The sequence below is a fragment of the Gluconobacter albidus genome, assembly GCF_002005485.1.
Classification (GTDB): Bacteria; Pseudomonadota; Alphaproteobacteria; order Acetobacterales; family Acetobacteraceae; genus Gluconobacter; species Gluconobacter albidus.
The window spans coordinates 1-24399 of sequence record NZ_CP014689.1 but is presented as its reverse complement, the minus strand read 5'-3'; the positions used below and the strand labels follow the sequence as shown (position 1 = coordinate 24399).

Genomic DNA, 24399 nt, shown 5'->3' with positions numbered 1-24399 from the left:
TGTTACTCAGCCTTTCCCGCAGGAACGTCCTGAGGTGCGACCTTCACGCCCGGCTGAACCTTCTGCAGACCATTCACGATGATTTTGTCACCTGCTTGCACGCCTTCCGTCACCAGCCAGTCCTTTCCAACCGTCCGGGACGTCTGGATCGGGCGCGGCTGCACCGTGTTCTCTGCACCAACGGTCATCACAAAGGGGTTTCCCTTCGCGTCACGCTGGACAGCCACCTGCGGCACCAGAATACCGTTCGGATCAATACCTTCACGAATATGGGCGTGCACAAACATGCCCGGCAGCAGCAGATGATCCGGGTTCGGGAAAACGGCGCGCATGACAAGTGTTCCGGTCGCCGGATCCACCGTGACTTCGGAAAGCTGGAGCTTACCGCGGTGTGGGTAGTCTGAATCATCTTCAAGCTTCAGACCAACAGCGGCGGCATCATCACCCCTGCGTTCGACCTGGCCTGTTGCCAGCTCATGCTTGAGCCGCAACATGTCCGAAGCTGCCAGATTGACGTCCACATAGATCGGATCAAGTCGTGTCACGACTGCAACAGGCGGGGTCTGACCGGCTGTCAGCAACGCACCGGGTGTGTAAAGCGTACGACCGATACGACCATCAATCGGGGCCCGGACATGGGTATAATTGAGATTAACTTCAGCGGCCTCAAGATTGGCTTTCGCCTGGGCAATCTGCGCTTCAGCCTCACGCGCCGTTGCCAGCGTATTATCGAAGTCCTGTGAACTCACGGCATGAGCCGCCACCAGCGGACGATACCGCTTGAGCTGACCGTTCGCCCGCGCGGCCACGGCCTGCGCGTTCATGAGCTGGGCCTTGGCTTGGTCATAAGCAGCCTGATACGGCGCGATGTAGATCTGAAAGAGCTGCTGCCCTTTTTTAACGTCTGCACCCTGTTCGAAGTCGCGCGAGACAATGACACCATTCACCTGCGGGCGGATCTGCGCCTGTTCGTAGGCATCCGTTCGACCGGGTAGAGACGTCTCAAGCGTGACCGGCTGTGTTTGTAACGTCATGATCCCCACAGACTGCGGTAACAGTTGCGGGGGCGTGGCTTTCTTCTGGCAACCTGCCAAGGCGAGCGGCACCGAGCAAAGAGAAATCAGACCGAACGCGGAACGAAAGCGATCTCTTTTGGGGGTGAACGGGCTATGCGGCGCTGGTGGCGCGTATCTTCGATGAGGCATTATGTCCGAAATCGCTCTGAAGGCTTGAGAATTCTCAGTTTGACTTCGCAACATAGCCAAGGACAAAAATGTCGATTAGATCATAAAAACAGCATGGTCTTATGAAAAACTAATATGAATGACAGACAACTTGTTTCACGCATATTGAGCCGCTACGGCAGATATTAATGATATATGCGGGTGGTTAGCCTGGCAATCAGAAGGTACCTGTCTATATCAATGGTAATATCCAGTATTTGACCAACCCATTTATTGATTATAATACCCGGAATTATCAAAATATTTATGCATTTATTTTACCGCATCTCATGACGAACAGACCTCATGGAGAGACATCTCGGCGATAAACAAAAGATGATTAATGAATAAGGCCTATAACCTTATGCGAAATGAACGATCAATCGGACCAGAACCTCTGTGGTCCGGATACGTTATTCTGATAAGCAATAGAATATCCTAACCACCAGTCAGCACTGAGTTAAGCTGGTGCCGCCTGCTCTCAACCACGAGCGAGGAACCCAATCATGATCTTTCAGACGATTAAGAGCCCGCGCTTTCCTCGTCGCATGGTTCTGGCAGGCAGCACCGCGACCATCATAGCCTCTGGCGTGCCATTCGCTGAGGCTCGAACACAGGTGAGCAAAGACATGGACGTCACATTCGAAGTCAATGGGCGCGCTCACAGCCTTCGTCTGGATCCAAGAACCACGCTTCTGGATGCCCTCCGCGAACATCTGCTTCTGACGGGCACCAAAAAGGGATGCGATCATGGGCAATGCGGGGCCTGCACGGTTATTGTGAACGGCCGGCGCATCAATTCCTGCCTGAGCCTTGCCGTCATGCACGAGGGAGACACAATTACAACCATCGAAGGGTTGGGAAATCCGGATCATCTTCACTCGATGCAGGCCGCTTTCATTCGGCATGATGGTTATCAGTGCGGATACTGCACACCCGGCCAGATCTGCTCTGCCGTTGCGGTTCTTGATGAAATCAGGAAGGGCATTCCCAGCCATGTGACGAAGGATCTGCTCGCACCGATGGAGCATAGCGGTCTGGAAATGCGGGAGAGGATGAGTGGCAATATCTGTCGTTGTGGTGCGTATTCGAACATCGCGGAAGCCATGGCCGAAGTCGCGGGAGCGCAACCATGAAAGCATTTACTTATGAACGTGCCCGGACGCCCCACGAAGCGGTTACTGCCCTCGCCCGGACACCGGGAGCGCGTTTCATTGCCGGAGGAACGAACCTCCTTGATCTGATGAAGCTCCAGATCGAAACGCCGGAACATCTGATCGATATCGGCCGGATTGGTCTGGACACCATTGATGACACCTCAGACGGAGGGCTCCGTATTGGTGCGCTTGTCCGGAATACGGATCTTGCAACGGATATGCGGGTTCGTTGCGATTACGGCGTCTTGAGCCGTGCCCTTGTTGCAGGTGCTTCAGGACAGCTTAGGAACAAGGCAACGACAGCCGGCAACCTGCTACAGCGCACACGGTGCCCCTATTTTTATGATCCGAACCAGCCCTGTAACAAACGCCAGCCAGGAGCAGGATGCGCGGCCATTGGAGGCGTCAGCCGACAGCTCGGCATCATCGGGACAAGCGAGGCCTGTATTGCGACGCATCCCAGTGACATGGCCGTCGCCATGCGCCTTCTTGATGCCACTGTTGAGACCATAAATGTCCGTGGGCAATCCCGTCGTATTCCCATTGCCGATTTTCACCGTCTTCCGGGAAAAAGTCCGCATATCGAAACATCTCTGAACCGGGATGAACTGATCACCTCCGTAACCCTCCCGCCTCCCTCTGGAGGACAACATTTCTACCGTAAGGTTCGTGACCGGGCTTCATATGCCTTTGCCCTCGTCTCGGTTGCAGCCATCCTTCAGAAAGATGGTACAGGCCGGATTGCCGTTGGTGGTATCGCGCCGAAACCATGGCGTGTCGAGGCTGCGGATTCAGAAATGCCGAAAGGATCAGAGGCTGTTGCGGCAAGGCTTCTGGCAGGTGCCACTCCCACCCCCGCGAATGCGTTTAAGGTTCCGTTGGTAGAGCGCACTCTGGCAGCCATCATTCAGGAGGCCAAGGCATCATGAAGTTCGATAGGGCCGCGGGCCAAAACCCCATTGATCAGTTACATGTCGTCGGCCATCCTCTGGACCGCATCGACGGACGTTTCAAGACAACAGGCACTGCACCGTATGCCTATGAACGGCATGATGTCGTCCCTCATCAGGCTTACGGCTACATTATAGGAAGTGCTGTCGCCACAGGCAGGGTTACCCGCATGGATGTTGCCCGCGCGAAGGCCGCACCGGGCGTTCTGGCAATCGTCACAACACTTGACATGCCAGCCCTGAAAAACGGTCCCATGAATACGGCAAAGCTCTTTGGTGGACCCGAAATAACCCATTACCATCAGGCCACTGCGATCGTGGTGGCCGAAACCTTTGAACAGGCCCGCGCGGCAGCCGCTCTGATCGAAACAGAATATGACCACGCTGAGGGTCAGTTCGATCTGAAGCAGGCGCAACATGCCGCTCGTCCGGTTCCGGGGGCCAACGGATCTCCTGCGGACTGTGTTGGAGACTTTGAAAGGGCGTTTTCGGCTTCTGCAACGCGTCTGGACGAGACTTACACTACGCCGGATCAGACACATGCCATGATGGAGCCTCATGCGACGATCGCCGCATGGGAAGGCGAAAAACTTACGCTCTGGACGTCCAACCAGATGATCGCCTGGAACCGGCGCGATATCGCGACCGCGCTTGGTCTGTCGAAGGACAATGTCCGGGTTGATTCCCCGTATATCGGGGGCGGTTTCGGTGGGAAACTGTTTTTGCGATCTGACGCCGTGCTGGCGGCTCTCGGCGCCAAAGCCGCAGGACGTCCCGTCAAGGTTGCGCTCACCCGCCCCTTTATCATGAACAATACAACCCATCGGTCTGCGACGATCCAGCGCATCCGGATCGGTACGGATCGTGACGGCAGGATCACCGCCATTGCCCATGAAAGCACGTCGGGAAATCTTCCTCACGGGCGTCCGGAAGCCGCGACAGATCAAACCAAGCTGTTATATGCGGGGGCCAATCGACGGACAGCAATGCGGCTGGCTGTTCTGGATCTCCCGGAAGGGAATGCGATGCGCGCGCCCGGCGAAGCATCCGGCCTGATGACGCTCGAAATCGCCATGGACGAGATGGCTGAACGCCTGCGCATGGATCCCGTGCGTTTCCGAATTCTGAATGACACGCAGGTCGATCCCGAAAAGCCGGGACGGCCGTTTTCGCAGCGGCATCTCGTCGATTGCCTGGAACGTGGAGCCGAAAAGTTTGGCTGGAGCCATCGCAACCCTCGCCCCGCATCAGTGCGGGAGGGAGAATGGCTGATTGGCATGGGCGTCGCAGCAGGCTTCCGAAACAATCTCCTGACAAAATCCGCAGCACGCGTGCGACTTGATTCACAGGGCACCGTAACGGTCGAAACCGATATGACCGATATCGGGACAGGCACCTATACCATCCTTGCCCAGACAGCCGCCGAAATGATGGGAGTTTCCATCGATCAGGTCCGGGTCATTCTTGGTGATTCAGATTTCCCCGTATCAGCAGGGTCCGGGGGCCAGTGGGGCGCCAACAATTCCGCTGCGGGCGTATATGCCGCCTGCGTCAAACTACGGGAAAATGTTGCGGAGAAGCTGGGCTTGCCGCCAGCCGAAGCGCAGTTCTCCGGCGGGAATGTCCATGTCGGTAACAGTGTTTTCCCCCTTGGGCAGGCGGCACATGAGGGCGACCTGGTTGCCGAGGACACTATTGAATATGCTGACGTAGACAAACGATACCAGCAATCCACCTTTGCGAGCCATTTCGTCGAAGTTGGTGTCAATGGATTTACCGGCGAAGTCCGTATCCGCCGGATGCTGGCCGTCTGCTCCGCAGGCCGCATTCTGAACCCCAAAACTGCCCGGAACCAGGTCATTGGTGCCATGACCATGGGAGCGGGTGCAGCCCTCATGGAGGAGCTGGCGGTCGATACCCGGTACGGTTTCTTCGTTAATCATGATCTGGCGGGCTACGAGGTCCCCGTTCATGCCGATATCCCTCATCAGGACGTAATTTTTCTTGATGAAGTAGATCCTCTCTCTTCACCCATGAAAGCAAAAGGGGTCGGAGAACTGGGGCTTTGTGGTGTAGCCGCAGCGATTGCCAATGCCGTGTATAATGCAACAGGTGTCCGTGTCCGTGATTACCCAGTCACGTTGGACAAGCATCTGGCTGATCTACCCCGTCTGTCTTGAATACTCACTACGCCTTCCATGATCATCCCTCGGATGAAAGCAGCTCGTGCGGATGATCGTATTCATGAACATCCGATATAGCTTCATGCGCTCTATACGTCCTAATCAATAGTCGTTTCATGAATTACTGTCCTTGGTTGATACACCGAGAAATGGAGGGCAGTTCATTATGGGCGGTAAATTCAAGGGTAAAGTTGCGTTGGCAACAGGTGCCGGTGCCCGGATGGGACTAGCCACAGCTCAGGCATTCGCCCGGGCCGTTGCCAACGTTGTTCTTGTGGATATCAATGAGGAAAGCGTTGTCACTGCGGCCAAGGCATCAACCAAGGAAGGAGCCAAGGCTCTTACCGTCAGGTGTGATGTTGCCTCAGAAACAGATGTTGAAACCATGATGGCTCGGACGGTCGAGACTTTTGGACGTCCGGACTGCGCCTTCAATAACGCCGGAATTATCAGCCCGCATCACGATACAGCAGACCTGCCAGACGCAGAGTGGGATCGTGTCGTGTCGATCAACCTGCGTGGCACCTGGTACTGCATGAAGCATGAGTTGAAGCGAATGCTCTCTCAGGAGAGCAGCGCAATCGTCAACGCTTCCTCTGTTGGTGGCCTGAACGGCGTTGCGGGACTGCCTGCTTATATCGCTTCCAAATATGGCATTATTGGTCTGACGAAATCTGCGGCGGCTCTTTGGCTCTGCAGTTCGGAGGCCAGTCCGGTGCTTGGGCATGCTCTCTTGGTCGATGGCGGATATTCAGCCCAGTAACCAACCCTGTTTTCAACAGGAGATTCTCCATGTCTGAGACCCCTTCAGCCGCACGCAAGGCATTTGGTGATATTGCTCCGGCCTTGGCCGAATATTCCGACAAGGTTCTTTTCGGGGATGTGTGGGAGCGTCCCGAACTCTCACCGCGCGACCGAAGTCTGATAACTGTTTCCAGCCTGATTTCGCTCTACAGAACCAACGAGCTCGGCTTCCATATCCGCAAAGCTCTCGAAAACGGCATAACCCGTAAAGAAATCATCGAGGTCATTACACATCTGGCCTTTTATTCAGGTTGGCCAACGGCCTCCACGGCTTTGACGATCGCGCGCGGCGTGTTCGAGGAAACCAAATCCTGAGCCTTCTTAAAAACTTCCTTCAAGACGATGCAGAGTAAGGATACTCCCATGGACTACCGTTATCTCGGACAGAGCGCGCTTAAAGTTTCCCCTCTTTGCCTCGGGGCCATGATGTTCGGTGGAGAGACCGATGCCGAGACGGCAAAGCGGATCATCGACAAAGCTGCCTCACAAGGTATCAATTTTCTGGATACTGCCGATGTCTATAATGGTGGAAAATCCGAAGAGGTGGTTGGCACCAGCGTAAAGGGCAACCGGGATGCCTGGATTATTGCCACCAAATTTGGCTACGGGAGTGGTGCCAATCAGCAGGGACAATCCCGTAAATGGATCATGCAGACGCTTGAAAGCAGCCTCAAGCGCCTTGGCACAGATTATGTTGATATCCTTTATTTCCATCGCGCCCTTCCCGGCGTGACGCTGGAGGAAGGGCTGCGGGCCATTGGGGACCTGATCCGTCAGGGCAAGATCCGTTATTATGGTGTCTCCAACTTCCATGGCTGGCGGATTGCCGAAATTGTCAGACTGGCAGATCATCTCGGCATCCAGCGCCCCACAGTCAGTCAGCCACTCTACAATCTGGTGGACCGCTCTGCTGAAGTCGAGCAACTGCCTGCAGCCGCTCAGTACGGCCTTGGGGTCGTCCCCTACAGCCCTTTGGCCCGCGGCGTCCTGACCGGAAAATACGCGTCTCTCGACAATCTGCCCAAAGACTCCCGGGCAGGCCGTGGCGATGCCCGTATTCAGCAGACCGAACTCCGTGCTGAATCTCTAATTGTCGCGCAGAAAGTGGCCGAGCGTGCCCGGGGAAAGGGCATTTCCTCCATCGCCTTTGCACTCGCGTGGGTCTTGAGAAACCGCCTCATCAGCGCAGCCATTGCAGGCCCTCGTACTGAAATCCACTGGGACAGTTACATGGATGCTCTCAACGCTACGCTGACAGCGGAAGATGAGGCGTTCATCAATGATCTGGTCCATCCGGGGCATGCATCCACTCCCGGTTACACCGATCCGGGCTACCCCGTCGAAGGACGCGTTGTTTCCTGAATCTGAAAAATTCCGAAAAAAACGGAGAACACTCATGAAAACCTATGGTTTTGCAGCAACCTCATGTGAAGCCCCTCTCGCACCGTTCAGTTTCGAGCGACGTGACTTGCGAGACAACGACATTGCCGTGGACATCCTGTATTGCGGCGTCTGTCATTCAGATCTGCATCAGGCGCGGAATGACTGGGGATGGTCGCAGTATCCCATGGTCCCCGGTCACGAAATTGTCGGGCGTGTGACAGCCACAGGAAAGGCCGTCACACGCTATAAAATAGGTGATGCTGTAGCTGTAGGCTGCATGGTCGACAGTTGCCAGACCTGCGATCAGTGCCGCAAAGGCGAGGAGCAACTCTGCCGGGAGGGCAATACGCAGACCTATAACGACAAGGATCGTATTACGGGCGAGCGCACCTATGGCGGCTATTCCAAACATCTCGTCGTGCGGGAAGAATTCGCCCTGAAAGTTCCGGAAACACTGGATCTTTCCCGCGCAGCTCCCCTTCTCTGCGCTGGCATCACCACTTACTCACCTTTACGCACCTGGAACGCAGGACCGGGCAGTCGCGTAGCAGTTATCGGGCTTGGTGGCCTCGGACATATGGCGGTCAAACTCGCCTCTGGCATGGGAGCAGATGTCACGGTCCTCAGCCGCTCAAATGCCAAAGAGAAAGATGCCCTTGCTCTTGGTGCGGATCGGCTTCTGGTGTCGACCGATGAAACAGCCATGGCCAAAGCGGCTTCCAGCTTCGATCTCATCATCGATACAGTCCCGGTCAAGCATGACCTCAACCCTTATATGCCTCTGCTGGATATTGACGGCACACTGGTGCTCGTCGGTCAGGTTGGGCCACTAAATGAACCCAGCACCGTTCCCATGATCATGGGGCGTCGCCGTATTGCGGGTTCCCCCATCGGAGGCATTGCGCAGACGCAGGAAATGCTTGATTTCTGTGGCCGTAAAAACATCCTGCCTGATTGTGAGATGATCCGTATGGACCAGATCAACGAGGCTTTCGATAGGCTGGAGCGCTCGGACGTTCATTACCGGTTCGTGATCGACATGGCGACACTCACGCCAGACGCAACAGCCTCGTAAGACAGATGCCCCATCCCCCTTGAGAGCAGATGGGGCATCTCTTAAAAATCCATTACTGACGATAACGCAACGCATCGACGAGCAACCTGAAAGCCGCGGAGGACTGTCGGCGGCTGGGATAATAGAGATGATAGCCCGAAAATGGCGGGCACCAGTCTTCCAGCACCCGGACCAGCCGGCCGTCAGCAAGATGGCCCGTCACCTGATCTTCCAGAACACAGGCCAGACCGAACCCTGCTACAGCCGCCCGCAGGATCATCGGGACGTTGTTGAAGACCAGTTGGCCATCAACCCTGACATGCAGTTCCCGCTTCCCCTTCTCCAGCTCCCAAGCGTAAATGCCACCCGATGTCTCAAGACGCAGGTTTATGCATTGGTGTTGCGCCAGATCCTGCGGTATTTTGGGCTTTTCTTTCCCCTCCAAATAAGAGGGCGCCCCGACCACAGCCATCCGCATGTCGGGACTGATCTTCACAGCGACCATGTCCTTGGCAATCGACTCTCCGAGCCGCACACCGGCGTCAAAGCGCTCGGCGACGATATCTGTCAGCCCCGCCTGTAAAGCGACCTCGACATGAACGTCGGGATAATCGGGAAGCAGTGTTTCCAGAACCGGCCAGAGGAATCTGTTCGCCGCATGCTCGCCTGCGGTAATGCGGATCGTGCCCGCCGGCTTGTCCCGCAATTGCCCAAGCTGTTCGATTTCACCAGCGATACTGTCAAGGGCCGGTGCAAGGGTCCGCAGGAGGCGTTCTCCCGCTTCTGTTGGGGACACACGCCGCGTCGTCCGGGTCAGAAGCCTGACACCAAGCCGCGTTTCCAGACGGCGGATTGTATAACTCAGGGTAGATTGAGATGTCCCCAGCCGCGCCGCAGCCCTGGTAAAGCTCTGCTCTTCCGCCACAATAAGAAAGGCATTGAGATCGACCAGTTCTTCGCGCCGCATTCATGAACTCCCAATATAGCTTCAATAGATCAGTAGCCAATTATTCGGTATAAAGATACTTGCTTGTATTTCGGCAGGGGCAGCCTCTCCCCACTCAACGATTCAAGTTTTAGAAAAAGTGCTCTGCCATGAGCGAGGAAATCCGCGATCGGACAGCGCTGTTATAGTGACATTGCCTCCGGTCTTGCGGATTATACGGACAGGATCCTGTTCGATAACGCCTGGGAACAGCCAAGCCTCTCAATTCGTATAAAAGCCTCATCACCGTCTCAGCGCTGGTGTCGATGTACCGGCTGGGCGCATTGGAAACCCATCTGAAGATCGCGCTGGACCACGGTGTGACCCGCGAGGAACTCAGCAGCACGACCACGCATCTGGGCTTCTATGCAGGCGGCCCATCTGCTGCGAGTTCCATAGGCCACCTGCGCAAGGTGCTCGAAGACCTGTCCCCGTGCAGCCCTTACGCTTTTCAAACCGGTATTGCGTCACATATGCCCATCCGGATTACGGCTGGTGGTTCTGCTCCACCTTGTAGCGTGCCCAAATGATCCCGTCTTCAAGCGTTTCTGATGCAGTCAGGCACAAAGACTGCCCGATAGCGGGCTCTTCGTCTTTTTCGCCTTCATATTCGAAGACACATGTCCCGCCCGACAATCCATCGAGGCCGGGATAGATCATCAAACTGATATCATCGATAAGGCCGGCCTTGAGAAAGGCTCCATTGATCCGTCCCCCTCCTTCTACCAGCAGGTTTTCTACGCCGAAGTCGCTTCTGAGGCTGTTCATTGCATGCCCCAGATCTTTTCCTTCTTCCCCAGCAAAGAGATAGGAAACCCCTGTTCCCTGCAGCTCATGGAGATAGGTATCCGCCACCTGTTCAGAAAGGATCGTGATAATCGGGTCACCGTCAGCGTTGTCACTTTCGTAGCGCAGCTTTCCTTTTGGATCGACCACAACGGCCAGACGTCCGGCTCTGCGTTTTGCCGCTTCAGAGACATGGGCGCGACGGGGCAATTCCCTGCGCCCTGAGGCATCTGGTTCTCCTGCATGGACAAAATGTTGTTGCATGGTCTGACGGCCGACAAGCCAGGCATCCGCTTTGAATGTCTTCTCGATGTCATAGTAGCGATTGACCAGATCATCGCGTGCTTTGCCATCAACAGGCTGTGTCCAACGATCGGTCAGGATCCGTCCGTCAATGGAACTGATCATATGACAAATGATATGCGGGCGCATGACTGTTATCTTTGGTTTCAGGTTGCAGAATATTTGAGCGTTAACGCAGAGGCAAAGCTGGCAATACCGCACAGCGCGATAATGAGGCCCATGGGCCAGGGCGTTCCATCGGCGAACAGCCCTACAAGGGCTGAGCTGAAAACGCCGCTCCCGTATTGAGTAGCGCCTACAAGAGCCGAAACAGCGCCTGCCTGCCGTGGAAAATCAGACATTGCGCCTACAATTGCATTGGCCACAATAAATCCGGCCATCGCGGCAAAGACCAGCAGGGACAGGACCAACCCCCAAAGGCCGCCGCAGCCAGTCCAAGCCAGACCGCCGGCGAGCAGGCCAGAAAGTGCCGTGACTGCCGTCCCCCACAGCAAAGTCCGGTCGCTGCCAAAAAACGCAACAACCCTACCATTCAGGAGATTGGTCGCCATGATACCCAGGATCCCCGCGCCAAAGAGAATCCCGTAAAGTCCTGAAGGAACGTGATAGTAAGTGATATAAGCGAAGGGGGTTCCGGCAATGTAAGCAAACATGCCAGCATAGAAAAACCCACCGGCCCCCATATATCCAAGAAGCCGCCTATGACGGAGCAGATCACCATAACGGAGTATGGCTCTCCCAAGCGGTTCAGAATTCCGTTGCGCTTCAGGAAGAGTTTCAGGCAGCGTAAACAGCGCAGCAAGCGTTAACAGACCGATCATACCCAGGACCCCGAAGATGGCGCGCCAGCCCGCCAAAGCAAGGATCTGGGCTCCGACGATAGGTCCGAGCAATGGCGCAATTGCCATCACAGTCATCAGAACCGAGAGCATTCGGGCGGCCTGCGGCCCTTCATACAGATCACGGACCATAGCCCGTGCCAGCACCACGCTCGCACAGGCCCCTGCTGCCTGGACCATGCGCCAGATGATCAGACTTTCTCCGCTCCCCGCCAGGGCACATCCACCTGAACCGATGACGAACAGAACAAGGCCACTTGCAACAGGTAGTCTGCGCCCATATCGATCACTGAGGGGCCCCCAGAATAACTGTCCAATACTGAAGCCCATCAGATAACCCGAAACAGTCAGATCAATCGTTCCAACTGTCGTTCCCAGAGCACGGACCATTGTCGGCATGGCGGGCAGATAGAGGTCTGTCGAAATCGACGCAAACCCCATCAACACACTCAGGATTGCAAGAACATGCCAACCTTGGTCTGCCTCCTTTGCCCGTAGCAAAGGATCATGATTGACGCTTTCTGCACTCTCGAAAGCATCACCGGGGAAAACATCATCGGTGTTTTCCGTCATGATGACGTTATTCTTTTGAGGAATAACAATAGCAGATCCCTGTATTTGAATTCCCAAATTGGGCACATGGCGCCTTCCGATGCTGACAGACTACTTTCCTGCCTGACTATCAAAATACCTCCGGAAACACGCTGCGTAGTCTCGTCATTTTAAATGAGATTGCGACCCACGATTAGGAGGGAAAACTGGCATACAATTATATCTGCATCTCATTAATTGACCGGATTCATTAAACAAAAAATACGAGAAACTATCCCTGCACATGCTCTGAAACGAGCCTGAAAAATGCGTGACGCTGATCTGCGACAGAAGAACTTATGAATTCGGAGCATAACATTATGCGACGAACAGATAGTAACCGATGACTGCAGAACAGTATAAAATAATAACCCTCGTATGCTGAAGACAATTCTAACGCATTTAAATTCAGGAAATACCGAGAGGAATCATTCATGAAGAAAGTGCTTGTTGTCATCGGCTCCGGTTCTATCGGCCAGGCGATTGCCAGGCGTGTTGGTGTCGGAAAACATATCCTTCTTGCCGATCTGCGTATGGAAAATGCTCAAGCCGCTGCTGAGGTGATGTTCAATGCAGGCTTCACGGTCAGTACGACACAGGTCGATGTGTCCTCCCGGATTTCTGTCGAAGCGCTCGCTCAAAAAGCAAACGCACTGGGTGACATTACAGGTGTTGTCCACGCGGCGGGTGTCTCACCCTCACAAGCCTCCCCGGCCACAATTCTGGCCGTTGATCTTTATGGGACCGCACTCGTACTCGAAACGTTTGGCAACGTTATCGCAGCGGGAGGTTCAGCCGTTGTCATTGCGTCCCAGTCTGGGCACCGCCTGGGAGCATTGACGGAGGAACAAAACGCTGCGCTTGCGATCTGGACTTGTGACGGTTTTGTGCCGGTATGTTATCCTGTTAGGCGGCTTTAGCCTCGAAAGCGAGTGGGCTGATGCTGCCGAGATATGAATGGCGCCGTCGCGGGTTGTAGAAGCCGTTGACGTACTGGAAGATGGCGGCAGTTGCCTGCTGCCGTGTGGGCCATGTCTGTCGCCAGAGCATTTCGGCCTTCAGGCTCTTGAAGAAGGTCTCTACGGCTGCATTGTCGAAGCAGTTTCCCCTGCCGGACATGGATGGCATCATCCTGTATTCCGTCAGTTTCTTGTGGAAATCGTGTGAGCAATATTGACTTCCACGATCAGAGTGGAAAATACAGCCAGGCGATGGATCGCGCAGTCGCACAGCCATATCGAGCGCTTTGATTGCAAGGTCCTTCTTCATCCGGTCGCTCACGGCCCAGCCAATGACGCGTCGGCTGAACAGATCGATGACGACAGCCAGGTAAAGCCACCCCTCGTTTGTCCAGATGTAGCTAATATCGCCTGCCCATTTCCGGTTGGGAGCGTTGGCCACGAAATCGCCGTTTAGAACATTGGCTGCAACACCAAGGGAATGACGGCTGTCGGTTGTGACTTTGTGACGACGGGTGCGCACTGGACGGATCCCATTGAGTTTCATCAGACGCCCTACACGACGTTCGCCGATATCGAGCCCGGCCTCCTTGAGTTCCTTTGTCATCCGAGGGCGACCATAGGTGGAGTTACTCAGGACAAAATGCTCCCGGATATGCGCCAGGGCCTTCAAGTCGATGCGTTGGCGCAGGCACACCGGCCTTACCTTCCACGCCCGATAGCCACGCGTTGAGACCTGCAAAACCTGGCACAATCTTTCGATGGACCAGTCATGGCGGTGCTCACGGATAAAGGTGAACCTCACGTCTTTTGGCTCGCGAAGAACTGCGTAGCTTTTTTAGGATCTCCCTCTCCTCCCGAAGAACGCGGTTTTCCAGGCGAAGACGCTCGTTCTCCCGAGCCAGATCCGTCTGCAGTTCAGGCACTGGCAGTTCGACCGTCCGATACTGCGAAATCCAGTGTCCCAATGTCGATTTGCCAATCCCCAGATCCGCCGCCACGCGGGTCCGTGACAAACCGCTGTTCAAGGCAATCCTTACCGCCTCACGGCGAAATTCTTCTGTGTGCGTTACAGCCATGGTTCCGTGCCTCTCTTGATGCGAGCATAAAATGCTCAGTGCACCGGCACAAAACCGTCACAAGTCCATTTCACCTCAGACCCGTCCCAGGCTGGCGAAGACTATCCTGGACCCATCGCTCCCTGTCACCTGAACATCGTCCCGTTATCGGATACGGTTTGCCGTTACAAGACGGTGGGTACCTGTTCGTTGGTATCGACGCAGAGCCAGCTCAGACCCTTCGTCGGGATCTCTGGTTCATGTGGGGGTGGAGTACCATCGGCTTTATCTTCATTGGTGTAGCCGGGGGTTTTATTTTGAGTCGGCTTGTTTTGGGCAAGATTGAAGCCATCAGCCAGACCACTCGTGACATTATGTCTGGCGACATGTCACGTCGGTTGCCTTTGAACGCGACAGATGATGAGTTCGATCACCTTGCAGTCAGCTTGAATGCTATGCTCGAAAGAAACGAGGCCCTCGTAACCAGTATACGGCAGGTTACCGATGACATCGCTCATGATATGCGACGCCCACTTGCGCATTTGAGGCAGCACCTTGAGGATCTGTCTGGAGTTTCACTACCTCCAGCGGGAACAGAAACGCTGAGCCAAGCCAGAGATAATCTGGACGAAGCTTTGGAAATTTTTTCTTCTTTGCTGAAGCTCGCTCAGATTGAGGCCGATGATCGCGCACCTGATAGTCAGGCTCTCGACGCTCAAGATCTTCTGGTCATGATTTCAGACCTATACCGACCGATTCTGGAAGACCGGAACCAGAGCCTCGACTTGAGGATGCCCTCTCTCAACATGCGTCTTGAGGGCAACAGAGTGCTTCTGACGCAAATGCTTGCAAACCTTCTTGAAAACGCCACAAATCATTGCCCTGCGGGAAGCAGGATTACTCTTTCTGCTTCTGCACAGTCCACGACAGTGACCGTTGTGATCGCTGACAACGGCCCAGGCATCCCCGCTCACGAACGCGAGCGTGTCTTTGACAAAATGGTCAGGCTCGACAGGAGCCGCTCTGTCCCGGGAACCGGACTTGGCCTGAGCATGGTGAGGGCTATTGTTCGGCTTCATCGAGGGCAGATCCGCCTTCTGGATAACGAACCTGGCCTCCGATGTGAGATAGATTTTCCCAAGGTTTCCGACGTTACATCTTGAAGCTCAACTGGAATGTAACGGCTCGGCCAGCCGCAATTCGGGAATAATTGGTATAAACGCGATCATAATATCGCTTGTTCGTCAGATTTTGCAGATTGGCCTGTAGATCCAGAGTTCTGGTAATCTGATAGTCGGCTACCATGTCCAGGCGAACATACTCCGGCACCCATGTCTGATTGTTCACATTTGTATAGCGCTTGCTCATATAGGTTAGGCCACCACCAGCCTTGAAATGAGACAGTATTTTATAAGTACTCCAGAAAGACACGGAGTTTCCTGGTGTGTAAGGGAAGCGCTTTCCAACATTCGCATGAGTAGGGCCGCCGTCCATCACGGTGCTATCCAGATATGTCCAGCCACCAAAGACCTCCCAACGAGGCGTGATATTACCCGCAACGTTGATTTCAGCTCCCCGGACGCGCTGCGTTCCGGCATCAATCTGATTTCCATAGCCGTCAGAAACCTGGGCATTGGTCATCTTTCCATCGAACAGTGAGCCTGTGATGGAGAAACGTCCGTCAAAAAACTCAGCCTTGGCGCCTACCTCAATGTTCTTGCCATTCTGCGGAGCAAGTTTGTTGTTGACTGTCGACAAAGCGATCTGCCCATCCGCACCCGCATCCACACCAACCGGATTGGAAGCTGTCGCGTAAGAGAAATAGATGCTGACCGGCTTGATTGGCTTATAGACCGCGCCTGCCTGATAATTAATGAAGCTCTGATTATTACTCAGACCAACATTTCCTTGCACGGCAGACGTCATGAAACGATCAAATCGCACCCCCCCGTTGATGAGCAAATGGTCCTTCAACATGCTCATCGTATCGAAAGCGTAAGCTGATCCCGTCGTGACATTGGTATTAAGCGGGGCAATACCGGGCTCCCCCAGTGAATAGGAGCCGGTCCAAGGGTTATGGGCACTCCAGCTCTCCATATTTGTTGCAGATACGCAATTGTAAGCGACGGAACAGGAACCACCATTCCGTAAATTATGCCCGGTTGAGTCGGTTACGTAATACTCATTACGGGTCAGTCGTTCACGCGACACCTCGATACCGGTATTGATCGAATGATGAATGAACCCGGTATCGAATGTTCCGGACACCATCGCCTGTTCCTGGAAATTGTCCGTATGAAATTTTCCGGATTTTGCTTCCAGAAGAATGTTCTGATTAGTGAGAGATGTATTTTGCCACTGAGGATTGGTGGCTATATAATTAAATTGGGTACTCGTCCACTGAAGTGTGTTACGGAATACGAAATTACGCCACAAATCCCGTTCAAGAATGATTTGACCAAGGTCTGTTGTACTACGCTCGAAATCCCGCTCCTGCAAACCGAATACCGTATGCCGCGGAATATCGAGTGGCTCATGCGTAATTTTGCTGTACGGTGCAGAATAATCCGGCATGTCAAAAGAATAAAGATGATAATATCCAAGCGTCAGGCGCGTGGGCGTCCCTAACCCGAAAGACATGGACGGTGCCACCCCCCATTTATGACCGCCAGTAGGTTCACGACCAGCCGTGTCTCCCTCATCGCCCATAGCGTTCAGACGAAACGCAGTCGAAGAGCTGATCTGCCGATTAATATCGATTGTCCCTCGCTTGTAAGCAGCTGTCCCGAAACCGATCTGTCCCGAAGTCAAGTTGCCAAGTTGAGCTTTCTTGGTCGTAATATTGATTTGGCCACCCAGACCACCACGACCGCCATACACCGACCCCGGACCTTTCAGGACCTCTATCTCTTCGACATCGAATACTTCGCGTTGACTGACGCCACTGTCCCGCAATCCGTCAATGAACATGTTACTATAAGAACCAAAACCGCGGATCACCGGATAGTTACCACCAGGAATGGCATAAGCGTCTCCACCTCGGAAACTTACCCCTGGAACGGTTCGCATGGCTTCTTCAAAAGAGGTCGCGTTCACCAGTTTCATCTGTTCCTGGGTCACAACAGAAACCGAGCGGGGCGTATCAAGCAGAGATGCTGTATATTTCCGGTTTGGGGACTTACCCGTCAATTGGGAATGGTTCTTTCCCCAGACTGTCAGCTTTTCCTGGCCGTTAGACTGTGTGCTTCCGCTATAATTGAGGGCTTGCGCACCGGGCTCTAGGGGCTTTTTTGATGATTTTGACGAACCTGTTTTCGAGGGCTCAGATTTCACCTCTGTTGAAGCGGCTGCGCATGCCGAGTTTCCAAGCATCGTACCCGCAAGACAACCGAAAATAAATGAACACGAACAGAGACGGACGACATTCTGACAGTGATACATTTTTCCAAACCTGAATGAGAACGCTTCGCATTAGCTATATCTGTTTGCCTCCTTGGACAATCAACATTACGCAACATTGGGGATTATTAATTATGCGACTAATTCGCAATAGAACTCATCGCGACCTTATATCACCAGCATGAGAACGTTGCGATCTGGAGGGTTTGGGAAACCCCGTGGTTTTGAAGCTGTCTCTGTGATTCTACTTCCCCTGCGTGGACCGAGAAGGACGGCTCCCAAAAGATGGGCGGGACAAACCCTTAAAGCTGTCTCATAAGGACAGGCATGGTTTTGTCTCGGAGATTCACAGGAAAAAGCCGCATCTCAAACCCATGCTGCAGCATATCTAGCGGTCCAATGCCGGAAAATCCGTTATCCGACCCTATGTCGAGCATGTCTTTGCCGATCAGAAATCAAAGACGGGACTGTTTGTCCGAACCTCAGCCAGACCTCGGGCAACCATGAGGATCGGGCTGGCCAGTATCGTCTGCAGCATGCGCAGCTTCCGGTTCCTGGAACGGATCAACGCCGATGGCGTAGTCATCCAGAACATGGGGCCCTTGTTCTGTTCAAAACGCAGAGCAAAAATCATCAGCCAGAACCATTAATACCTGCCCGCTATAGCCAAAAACCAGGCCGTAAAAGATTCAATTAATAGTTCTTCAATCCCTTCACCATGGTATAGTACAGAGCTTATCATCTCGACTGACGGATATGGAGCTCCAACGCTTATCGTTGACGCTCTTGAGATCCAAGCCAGTCTCAAGTTTGCGGCGAAGTGCTGCAGAAGAACAAGCAAGCCGCAGAGGCCCCCGCGACTCTGGTGCGACCATTTCTTCCAACAAGCCAACCAACGCAGCCAAAAGACTATCGCAGGCTCCATCGGTAAGAACGAGGCGACTGACTGGATTGCCTTTCTAATCGCGTCCCACCCAACCTACCGCTGCAGTTTGTAATTCCGCCACCGATAAAGGCACAGGGGTATAATTGGGAGCACAATAGAAGGCTTCCAAGTTGACAGAGAATGTTGCGGGCATCGGAGCAACAAGTCCGACCCGCCCAAGTCCAGCTAGCGCCCTTGGACAAAGCTGATCCAAAGGGAGACTGAGGCGATAAAGACGAAGCCGACGTCTCACGGCCTTCGTCGCGATGCTATATGGGGAACTGGGAACGATCCTGACCTGGATCGAGCGGCAAGCCATTGGAAAGGCTGAAAAAAGAAACACTCCCGGAGCTGTACTCACGGGAGTGTCGGAATCTGTGGTTGCGGGGGCAGGATTTGAACCTGCGGCCTTCAGGTTATGAGCCTGACGAGCTACCGGGCTGCTCCACCCCGCGGTGGTGTTTTTGATGTTGGGGTATTTTTTGTGGTGTGAGTGGGCTGGGGGACCTGGCGGCGACCGACTTTTCCGCACCTTAAGGTGCAGTATCATAGGCGCTGAGGGATTTCACGGCCGAGTTCGGGATGGGATCGGGTGTAGGGCCCTCGCAATGGCCACCAGGTCTTCCAGCCCACCCTGTCTTTTGAGAGAGGGTGGAGGTTGGTGCGTTTTTATGAAGAGAGTGTGGCTGATTTCTGTGCATGTGTTTGATGTGAGAAGTATGAGCGATTAGGACCGGTTAGCTGCATGCATTACTGCACTTTCACACCCGGCCTATCAACGTGATGGTCTCTCACGGCTCTATGAGACCTAGTTTTGAGGTGGGTTTCCCGCTTAGATGCTTTCAGCGGTTATCCCGTCCATACTTAGCTACCCGGCTGTGCCACTGGCGTGACAACCGGTGCACCAGAGGTATGTTCATCCCGGTCCTCTCGTACTAGGGACAAATCCTCTCAAGTCTCTTACACCCACGGCAGATAGGGACCGAACTGTCTCACGACGTTCTAAACCCAGCTCACGTACCACTTTAATCGGCGAACAGCCGAACCCTTGGGACCTGCTCCAGCCCCAGGATGTGATGAGCCGACATCGAGGTGCCAAACCTCCCCGTCGATGTGGACTCTTGGGGGAGATCAGCCTGTTATCCCTAGAGTACCTTTTATCCGTTGAGCGATGGCCCGTCCACGTGGGACCACCGGATCACTATGGCCGACTTTCGTCTCTGATCGAGCTGTCACTCTCACAGTCAGGCGGGCTTATGCCATTGCACTCGACAGCCGGTTTCCGACCGGCCTGAGCCCACCATCGCGCGCCTCCGTTACACTTTGGGAGGCGACCGCCCCAGTCAAACTGCCCACCATGCAGGGTCCCGGACCAGGCTTACTGGTCTCGGTTAGACATCAGAAAAATTCAGGGTCGTATTTCAAGGATGGCTCCACCGGTGCTGGCGCCCCGGCTTCAAAGCCTCCGACCTATCCTACACAGAATGTCTCTGATGCCACTGCAAAGCTGCAGTAAAGGTTCATAGGGTCTTTCCGTCTGACCGCGGGTACCCCGCATCTTCACGGGGAATTCAATTTCGCTGAGTCGATGCTGGAGACAGTGGGGAAGTCGTTACGCCATTCGTGCAGGTCGGAACTTACCCGACAAGGAATTTCGCTACCTTAGGACCGTTATAGTTACGGCCGCCGTTTACCGGGGCTTCAATTCAGTGCTTGCACACCTCCTCTTAACCTTCCGGCACCGGGCAGGCGTCAGGCCCTATACGTCATCTCACGATTTCGCAGAGCCCTGTGTTTTTACTAAACAGTCGCTACCCCCTGGTCTGTGCCACCCAATCATGGTTGCCCACGGTTGGGTCTCGTTTATCCCGAAGTTACACGAGCAATTTGCCTAGTTCCTTCAGCATCGTTCTCTCAAGCGCCTTGGTATTCTCTACCAGTCCACCTGTGTCGGTTTCGGGTACGGTCTATACGCCAGAGCTATTTCCTGGAATGATTGAAAAGCCTGTTCAATCCGTTAAGGACAGACAACATCTCTCATTCGTCACTTCTGGCAGGCCCAGTAATATTAAACTGGTTCCCATCGACTACGGCTCTCGCCCTCGCCTTAGGGGCCGGCTCACCCTGCGTGGATTAACCTTGCGCAGGAACCCTTGGACTTTCGGCGACAGTGTTTCTCGCACTGTTTGTCGCTACTCATGTCAGCATTCGCACTTCCGATATCTCCAGAGAGGGTCACCCCGTCTCCTTCGCAGACTTACGGAACGCTCCGCTACCGCGCATTCAAAGAATGCACCCACAGCTTCGGCACGTGGCTTGAGCCCCGTTACATTTTCGGCGCAGGGTTTCTAATAGACCAGTGAGCTATTACGCTTTCTTTAAAGGATGGCTGCTTCTAAGCCAACCTCCTGGTTGTTTTGGAATCCCCACATCCTTTCCCACTTAGCCACGATTTAGGGGCCTTAGCTGGTGGTCTGGGCTGTTTCCCTCTCGACAATGGACCTTAGCACCCACTGTCTGTCTGCCGGGCTATACTCCTGGGTATTCGGAGTTTGGTTAGGTTTGGTAAGGCTTTGGGCCCCCCTAGCCCATCCAGTGCTCTACCCCCCAGGGTAAACACCCGACGATCTACCTCAATAGATTTCGCGGAGAACCAGCTATCTCCGAGTTTGATTGGCCTTTCACCCCTAGCCACAGCTCATCCCCGACTTTTTCAACAGGCGTGGGTTCGGCCCTCCAGTGCGTGTTACCGCACCTTCAGCCTGGCCATGGCTAGATCACTCGGTTTCGGGTCTTCTGCCAGCAACTCATTCGCCCTATTCAGACTCGCTTTCGCTACGCCTACACCTAACGGCTTAAGCTCGCTGCAAACAGAAACTCGCTGACCCATTATACAAAAGGTACGCCGTCACCCCATAAGAGGCTCCGACTGCTTGTAGGCGTCCGGTTTCAGGTCTCTTTCACTCCCCTCATCGGGGTGCTTTTCACCTTTCCCTCACGGTACTTGTTCGCTATCGGTCACTAAGGAGTATTTAGGCTTGGAGGGTGGTCCCCCCATGTTCAGACAGGGTTTCACGTGCCCCGCCCTACTCGAATCCTCATCAGAACACTACGCATACGGGGCTATCACCCATTATTGCCGGACTTTCCAGACCGTTTTGCTTCTTCCTGATCAGGCATTGGCCTGCTCCGCGTTCGCTCGCCACTACTAGCGGAATCTCTGTTGATGTCTTTTCCTCCAGGTACTGAGATGTTTCAGTTCCCCGGGTTTGCCTCATACACCTATGTATTCAGTGCATGATCCTCTTGCGAGGGGGTTGCCCCATTCGGACATCCACGGATCAAAGCCTGTTCGCGGCTCCCCATGGCTTTTCGCAGCGTACCACGTCCTTCATCGCCTCTTAGTGCCAAGGCATCCACCGAACGCCCTTCTCATTCTCACACCATTCTTTATCCGAAGACAAAGACACATGCACAGAAACCAGCCACACCATAAAGATGCTGCCGACTTCCGCACTTATGCGGTGTCAGTCACACTTTTCTTCACGCTGTCTGAATGTGTTCTCCATTTCCTTAACGTCCCTTCAAAGCCTAAGCTTCAAAGCAACGGGTCAGACCAACCCGGAAATGGCACACGCAGACTGCGCACCAACCTATTCACACTCTAAAAGACCCAACATCCCTGACGCGTCATCCAACTTCGTGGAGACAGGATCAGGAAACAGACGTCCCGTTTCCTATGATTTTCCCGTATGGACCAGATTTCGAGCTTTTCACCACTCAGGGGAGACCAAGGTCTCAACCATGACTGGTGGAGGCAGACGGGTTCGAACCGACGACCCCCTGCTTGCAAAGCAGGTGCTCTCCCAGCTGAGCTATGCCCCCAAACTCCGAAATCCGAAACCCATGGTGGGCCAGGGAGGACTTGAACCTCCGACCCCACGCTTATCAAGCGTGTGCTCTAACCAACTGAGCTACTAGCCCGGGAAAATTATAGGAAGGGATATGTTGACGGCGCCCTGAGGCCGATCATCCAGAATTGTCTGGCGCCTTAGCCAATCTGGCCAAGGACTTTTATTTCGGAGTTTCCCAACGTGTCAGGAAACATCCTTGAAAGGAGGTGATCCAGCCGCAGGTTCCCCTACGGCTACCTTGTTACGACTTCACCCCAGTCGCTGACCCGTCCGTGGTCGGCTGCGTCCTTGCGGTTCGCTCACCGGCTTAAGGTCGAACCAACTCCCATGGTGTGACGGGCGGTGTGTACAAGGCCCGGGAACGTATTCACCGCGGCATGCTGATCCGCGATTACTAGCGATTCCACCTTCATGTACTCGAGTTGCAGAGTACAATCCGAACTGAGACGGCTTTTAGAGATCAGCACCATGTCACCATGTAGCTTCCCACTGTCACCGCCCATTGTAGCACGTGTGTAGCCCAGGACATAAGGGCCATGAGGACTTGACGTCATCCCCCACCTTCCTCCGGCTTGTCACCGGCAGTCTCTCTAGAGTGCCCACCTGAAAGTGCTGGCAACTAAAGACAAGGGTTGCGCTCGTTGCGGGACTTAACCCAACATCTCACGACACGAGCTGACGACAGCCATGCAGCACCTGTGCGGGAGGTCCGAAGAAAGGTCCATCTCTGAACCGGTCCTCCCCATGCAAGCCTGGTAAGGTTCTGCGCGTTGCTTCGAATTAAACCACATGCTCCACCGCTTGTGCGGGCCCCCGTCAATTCCTTTGAGTTTCAACCTTGCGGCCGTACTCCCCCAGGCGGTGTGCTTAGCGCGTTAGCTTCGACACTGAGTAACTAAGTTACCCAACATCCAGCACACATCGTTTACAGCGTGGACTACCAGGGTATCTAATCCTGTTTGCTCCCCCACGCTTTCGCGCCTCAGCGTCAGTATCGAGCCAGGTTGCCGCCTTCGCCACCGGTGTTCTTCCCAATATCTACGAATTTCACCTCTACACTGGGAATTCCACAACCCTCTCTCGAACTCTAGTCTGGACGTATCAAATGCAGTTCCCAGGTTAAGCCCGGGGATTCACATCTGACTGTCCAAACCGCCTACGCGCCCTTTACGGCCCAGTCATTCCGAGCAACGCTAGCCCCCCTTCGTATTACCGCGGCTGCTGGCACGAAGTTAGCCGGGGGCTTCTTCTACGGGTACCGTCATCATCGTCCCCGTCGAAAGTGCTTTACAATCCGAAGACCCTTCTTCACACACGCGGCATTGCTGGATCAGGGTTTCCCCCATTGTCCAATATTCCCCACTGCTGCCTCCCGTAGGAGTCTGGGCCGTGTCTCAGTCCCAGTGTGGCTGATCATCCTCTCAAACCAGCTATCGATCATCGCCTTGGTAGGCCTTTACCCCCACCAACTAGCTAATCGAACGCAGGTTCCTCCACAGGCGACTTGCGCCTTTGACCCTCAGGTATCATGCGGTATTAGCTCCAGTTTCCCGAAGTTTGTCCCCCCCACCCGTGGATAGATCCCTACGCGTTACTCACCCGTCCGCGCCACTAAGGCCGAAACCTTCGTGCGGACTTGCATGTGTTAAGCATGCCGCCAGCGTTCGCTCTGAGCCAGGATCAAACTCTCAGGTTCAATCCCACAAACCCAAATATCAAAAACGTTAGGCTATTCGAAGCATCTAAAAGATACATCAACCAACATCTCCGATACTTAGACCCAGGAACTTAATCCTAAATCACCAGCACCAAAACGCCGCCAACATATCCCTTCCAATTCCATATTCAATTTTCAAAGACCGTCATCCCCGCCGCCCCAGAAGCCC

Annotated in this window: 16 protein-coding genes, 3 tRNA genes, 3 rRNA genes and 1 pseudogene; 11 read left to right on the top strand and 12 right to left on the bottom strand. The window is 54.2% G+C overall.

Annotated features, from left to right (window positions below; translation table 11 throughout):
• Positions 1-2: 2 nt before the first annotated feature.
• A complete protein-coding gene (locus A0U94_RS00120) occupies positions 3-1124 on the bottom strand; it encodes an efflux RND transporter periplasmic adaptor subunit (protein WP_408735617.1) in 1122 nt (373 codons plus the stop codon).
• Between the two features lie 605 nt (positions 1125-1729).
• Here A0U94_RS00120 and paoA point away from each other — a divergent pair.
• From paoA to A0U94_RS00085, 7 genes are all read left to right on the top strand, one after another.
• Positions 1730-2359, top strand: a complete 630-nt coding sequence (gene paoA, locus A0U94_RS00115) for an aldehyde dehydrogenase iron-sulfur subunit PaoA (protein WP_077802035.1) — start codon at positions 1730-1732, stop codon at positions 2357-2359.
• Entirely contained in the window at positions 2356-3309 is a 954-nt protein-coding gene (locus tag A0U94_RS00110; RefSeq protein ID WP_077802034.1) for an FAD binding domain-containing protein, read from the top strand. The genes paoA and A0U94_RS00110 overlap by 4 nt, the downstream gene beginning before the upstream one ends.
• Positions 3306-5510, top strand: coding sequence for an aldehyde oxidoreductase molybdenum-binding subunit PaoC (paoC, locus tag A0U94_RS00105; protein ID WP_077802033.1), 2205 nt, complete (start codon positions 3306-3308; stop codon positions 5508-5510). Before A0U94_RS00110 ends, paoC begins: the two co-directional genes overlap by 4 nt.
• A gap of 169 nt (positions 5511-5679) precedes the next feature.
• Entirely contained in the window at positions 5680-6276 is a 597-nt protein-coding gene (locus A0U94_RS00100) for an SDR family oxidoreductase (RefSeq protein ID WP_077802032.1), read from the top strand.
• A 29-nt stretch (positions 6277-6305) separates the two neighbouring features.
• Positions 6306-6632 (top strand): carboxymuconolactone decarboxylase family protein, encoded by a 327-nt coding sequence (locus A0U94_RS00095; RefSeq protein ID WP_077802031.1) that lies wholly within the window; start codon positions 6306-6308, stop codon positions 6630-6632.
• A gap of 48 nt (positions 6633-6680) precedes the next feature.
• A complete protein-coding gene (locus A0U94_RS00090; RefSeq protein ID WP_077802030.1) occupies positions 6681-7679 on the top strand; it encodes an aldo/keto reductase in 999 nt (332 codons plus the stop codon).
• Between the two features lie 34 nt (positions 7680-7713).
• Entirely contained in the window at positions 7714-8775 is a 1062-nt protein-coding gene (locus A0U94_RS00085) for an NAD(P)-dependent alcohol dehydrogenase (RefSeq protein WP_077802029.1), read from the top strand.
• 52 nt (positions 8776-8827) lie between these two features.
• On the opposite strand, the gene A0U94_RS00080 is transcribed toward A0U94_RS00085, so the two are convergent.
• Entirely contained in the window at positions 8828-9721 is an 894-nt protein-coding gene (locus A0U94_RS00080) for a LysR family transcriptional regulator (protein WP_077802028.1), read from the bottom strand.
• A 221-nt stretch (positions 9722-9942) separates the two neighbouring features.
• Between A0U94_RS00080 and A0U94_RS00075 the strand changes: the two genes are divergently transcribed.
• Positions 9943-10269: a carboxymuconolactone decarboxylase family protein gene (locus tag A0U94_RS00075; protein WP_338030059.1), complete on the top strand. Its 327-nt coding sequence runs from the start codon at positions 9943-9945 to the stop codon at positions 10267-10269.
• Here A0U94_RS00075 and A0U94_RS00070 read toward each other — a convergent pair.
• Together A0U94_RS00070 and A0U94_RS00065 are read right to left on the bottom strand one after the other, a co-directional pair.
• Complete coding sequence (locus A0U94_RS00070) at positions 10226-10957, bottom strand: dihydrofolate reductase family protein (RefSeq protein WP_077802027.1); 732 nt, start codon at positions 10955-10957, stop codon at positions 10226-10228. The two genes, A0U94_RS00075 and A0U94_RS00070, sit on opposite strands and share 44 nt — an antisense overlap.
• Positions 10958-10974: 17 nt before the next feature.
• A complete protein-coding gene (locus A0U94_RS00065) occupies positions 10975-12240 on the bottom strand; it encodes a multidrug effflux MFS transporter (protein ID WP_077802026.1) in 1266 nt (421 codons plus the stop codon).
• A 452-nt stretch (positions 12241-12692) separates the two neighbouring features.
• Between A0U94_RS00065 and A0U94_RS00060 the strand changes: the two genes are divergently transcribed.
• Positions 12693-13178: an SDR family oxidoreductase gene (locus A0U94_RS00060; RefSeq protein WP_077802025.1), complete on the top strand. Its 486-nt coding sequence runs from the start codon at positions 12693-12695 to the stop codon at positions 13176-13178.
• Here the strand turns inward: A0U94_RS00060 and A0U94_RS00055 are convergent.
• Positions 13165-14296, bottom strand: a protein-coding gene (locus A0U94_RS00055) for an IS3 family transposase (RefSeq protein ID WP_149026621.1) whose coding sequence is annotated in 2 segments (ribosomal slippage) — positions 13165-14050 and positions 14049-14296 — 1134 coding nt in all. Because the reading frame shifts where the segments join, the coding sequence is not laid out codon by codon here. The two genes, A0U94_RS00060 and A0U94_RS00055, sit on opposite strands and share 14 nt — an antisense overlap.
• 239 nt (positions 14297-14535) lie before the next feature.
• Here A0U94_RS00055 and A0U94_RS15620 point away from each other — a divergent pair.
• Complete coding sequence (locus A0U94_RS15620) at positions 14536-15438, top strand: sensor histidine kinase (protein ID WP_167369324.1); 903 nt, start codon at positions 14536-14538, stop codon at positions 15436-15438.
• Here A0U94_RS15620 and A0U94_RS00045 read toward each other — a convergent pair.
• Entirely contained in the window at positions 15428-17647 is a 2220-nt protein-coding gene (locus tag A0U94_RS00045) for a TonB-dependent receptor (RefSeq protein ID WP_276329211.1), read from the bottom strand. The genes A0U94_RS15620 and A0U94_RS00045 overlap by 11 nt on opposite strands.
• A 347-nt stretch (positions 17648-17994) precedes the next feature.
• On the opposite strand from A0U94_RS00045, the pseudogene A0U94_RS15615 reads away from it, so the two are divergent.
• Positions 17995-18246 (top strand): annotated as a pseudogene (locus A0U94_RS15615) (IS5/IS1182 family transposase); the annotation flags it as partial.
• Positions 18247-18977: 731 nt separating this feature from the next.
• Here A0U94_RS15615 and A0U94_RS00030 read toward each other — a convergent pair.
• The 6 genes from A0U94_RS00030 to A0U94_RS00005 form a co-directional block, all read right to left on the bottom strand.
• A tRNA-Met gene (locus A0U94_RS00030) sits at positions 18978-19054 on the bottom strand.
• Positions 19055-19104: 50 nt separating this feature from the next.
• A 5S ribosomal RNA gene (gene rrf / locus A0U94_RS00025) occupies positions 19105-19219 on the bottom strand.
• An 87-nt stretch (positions 19220-19306) separates the two neighbouring features.
• Positions 19307-22042, bottom strand: a 23S ribosomal RNA gene (locus tag A0U94_RS00020).
• Positions 22043-22408: 366 nt separating this feature from the next.
• Positions 22409-22484 (bottom strand) — tRNA-Ala (locus tag A0U94_RS00015).
• Between the two features lie 22 nt (positions 22485-22506).
• Positions 22507-22583, bottom strand: a tRNA-Ile gene (locus A0U94_RS00010).
• Positions 22584-22712: 129 nt separating this feature from the next.
• Positions 22713-24209, bottom strand: a 16S ribosomal RNA gene (locus A0U94_RS00005).
• Together the 16S, 23S and 5S rRNA genes with 3 tRNA genes alongside form the textbook arrangement of a ribosomal RNA operon.
• Positions 24210-24399: the final 190 nt, after the last annotated feature.